Genomic DNA, 2,193 nt, shown 5'->3' on the forward strand with positions numbered 1-2,193 from the left:
AGAGCAGAGGTTCTTTCATAAATGCATTGATGGAAACGGTTTTTTCTGCCATCGGGTGTCCAGGCGCGCAGATAGCGGTGTAGTGTTCCTGAAACAGGGGAGTCAAGGCAATCTGTTCGGAGCGGATGGTGCCGCCGACGATTGCAAGATCTAGCGCCCCATTTAAGAGCATGGCTTCCGTCTGTGCGGTCGTCTGTATATGGACCTGCGTGTGCACATGGGGATATGTCTCTTGAAATAGCTGCATGAAACGTGGCAGATAGGAAATCCCCACGTTGGTGCTGGCGCCGATGCGGAGAATCCCGCTGATTCCGGAATTGGAAAATGCAAGTTCCATTTCATCGTACATCTGGATAAAATGGCGTGCATAGTCGAGAAAACGTCGCCCTTCGCCAGTAATGCGCAGACGCTGGTTGATCCGGTCGAAAAATAATGTTCCGTAGTGTTCTTCGAGCTCCCGGACGGCGGTGCTGACAGTTGGCTGCGTCAGGTAGAGATTGCGTGCCGCCTGTGTAATGCTTCCGGTGGACGCTACTTCGATAAAAATTCGGAAATGCCGCAGTGTCATGAAAACTCCTTTCCCGAATGTTTCATAAGGAGTGAGAAACATTCGTATCTGTGTGTTTGTCCTGCTTTTTGCCTGCCGTCAGAAATGTTATTTTTGACGGCGCTGCTTTTATAAACAATCATAGATATTTTGATAAGAACTATATATAAATTATAGTAATTTTAAAATGAATTGGCAAGTGTTATAATGGGCACAGAAAAAGGAATGTTGTTCTGCGCGAAGGAGAACTGGGCGAGACAAAAGATAAAAGGGGGAATGGCAGATGAAACAGAAGCATCGACTGCTGGTTTTATTTTTAAAAACACTTTATATCAGCGCATTTACATTCGGGGGTGGTTTTGTCATTGTGACATTTATGAAGAAATGTTTCGTGGATGAGCTTCACTGGATTGATGAACAGGAAATGCTTGATTTTACCGCACTGGCACAGTCCTGTCCGGGCGCGATTGCGGTAAATGGGGCAATTTTGGTTGGCTGGAAAGTATATGGGTTTGCCGGAATGGTGGTGGCAGTCATCGGAACGATTCTTCCGCCGATGGCGATTCTGGCGGTTTTATCCGTCTGTTACGCCGCGTTTGCGTCGAACGTCTGGGTGGCAGCAGCACTAGAGGGAATGCGAGTCGGCGTGGCGGCTGTGATTCTGGATGTTTCCTGTGGGCTGGGAGTGAATGTTCTGAAGGAAAAAAAACTGTATTCAATTGCAATCATGGTAATTGCGTTTCTGGCTGATTTTGTGCTGGATGTGAATGTAATCTATATCATTGCGGCGGGTATTCTGGCGGGAACGATTCGATTTATCTGGATGAGAAAACGTGAGCAGACGGCCGGTGCGGTATAGAGGGGAGAATAGATATGATCTATATACAATTATTTTTGAGCTTTCTGCAGATAGGGCTTTTCAGCGTGGGCGGCGGCTACGCGGCGATTCCACTGGTACAGAGCCTGATTGTGGAACGACAGGGATGGATTACGATGACGGAGTTTACGAATCTTATCACGATCGCGGAAATGACGCCGGGACCGATTGCGGTCAATTCAGCAACCTTTGTCGGAATTCGGATAGCGGGACTTCCGGGAGCGGTTGCGGCAACCTGGGGATGTATTTTCCCATCTTGTATCATTGTATCGGTATTGGCATACATATATCGGCGTTATCGTGGCGGCTCTGCGATGGGAAGTATTTTAGGCAGTCTTCGCCCAGCGGTAGTGGCGCTGATCGCGGGTGCCGGACTTTCGATGCTACTGGCAGCAGTTCTTCCAGAGGTAAATGGGGAGAGGATGATCCAGTGGGGCAGTCTGGTTTTTTTTTCGGCAGCTTTTATAGCGCTCCGTAAATGGAAACTGAACCCAATTCTTGTGATGTGGGTCTGCGGCGGTGTCAGCCTGGCAGTTAAATTGATTGAGTATCATTTGTAGAGAAGGTAGTATAGGAATAGGTAATAGATATAAATGAGAGTGTAGATGGAGATTGAAAGCTGTATTTATGAATGGATGGAAATGGCATCGGATTTTTTTGATTCGATGCCATTTCTGGGATTAGGGGAAATAGATGCATAGACTTCAAATAGTTAGAATATTCTAAAAAATCACAACAAAATAAAAAGAATAACAAATATAGAAAAATC

The 2,193-nt window shown here is 46.5% G+C and carries 3 protein-coding genes; 2 read left to right on the plus strand and 1 reads right to left on the minus strand.

Annotated features, from left to right (window positions below; translation table 11 throughout):
* The coding region (locus tag QVO97_RS01385; protein ID WP_288188592.1) for a LysR family transcriptional regulator at positions 1-568 on the minus strand (568 nt) is incomplete at its 3' end.
* Between the two features lie 262 nt (positions 569-830).
* On the opposite strand from QVO97_RS01385, the gene QVO97_RS01390 reads away from it, so the two are divergent.
* On the plus strand, positions 831-1,406 hold the full coding sequence (locus QVO97_RS01390) for a chromate transporter (RefSeq protein WP_022358634.1): 576 nt from the start codon (positions 831-833) through the stop codon (positions 1,404-1,406).
* A 14-nt stretch (positions 1,407-1,420) separates the two neighbouring features.
* The gene (locus tag QVO97_RS01395) at positions 1,421-1,984 is read left to right on the plus strand and encodes a chromate transporter (protein WP_022358635.1); all 564 of its coding nucleotides are present in this window, start codon (positions 1,421-1,423) and stop codon (positions 1,982-1,984) included.
* The last annotated feature ends 209 nt before the right edge of the window (positions 1,985-2,193 follow it).

Source organism: Clostridium sp. CAG:43, assembly GCF_000434655.1.
In the GTDB taxonomy this organism is placed as follows: domain Bacteria; phylum Bacillota; class Clostridia; order Lachnospirales; family Lachnospiraceae; genus Otoolea; species Otoolea fessa.